Genomic DNA, 334 nt, shown 5'->3' with positions numbered 1-334 from the left:
ACGGATTGGGCCGTGTGATCATGACCGGGCTGTGGAACAATGGCAATACCGCCATAGACCCCGCCGCCCTGAAAGCCCTCGTCTATGCCGCCCCCCAGTACGACAGCCGTACCCCCGGGGCCGACTACCAGATCGTCAGTTACCCCCAGAATTTCAATACCCCCCTGACGGTCAGCTACTACGACAACTATAACATCCCCGGCCTTCCCTCCGGGTACGCCCGGAACGGCAGCCAGATGATCCACAGCCTGCTGACGGCCACCCGTACCGCCGTGCTGAACAACCCCGCCCACATGCTGTGGAGCGTGAACTACTACGACGACGAAGGCCGGGT

The 334-nt window shown here is 62.3% G+C and carries 1 protein-coding gene; it reads right to left on the bottom strand.

What is annotated here, in order from left to right; all coding sequences use genetic code 11:
- A partial coding sequence (locus DDR33_RS26365; protein ID WP_202913861.1) for a hypothetical protein occupies positions 1 to 334 on the bottom strand: 334 nt, incomplete at both ends.

The sequence above is a fragment of the Pararcticibacter amylolyticus genome, assembly GCF_003130405.1.
GTDB lineage: Bacteria > Bacteroidota > Bacteroidia > Sphingobacteriales > Sphingobacteriaceae > Arcticibacter > Arcticibacter amylolyticus.
The sequence above is the reverse complement of the archived record's forward strand: the minus strand, read 5'-3'. Positions and strand labels throughout refer to the sequence as shown.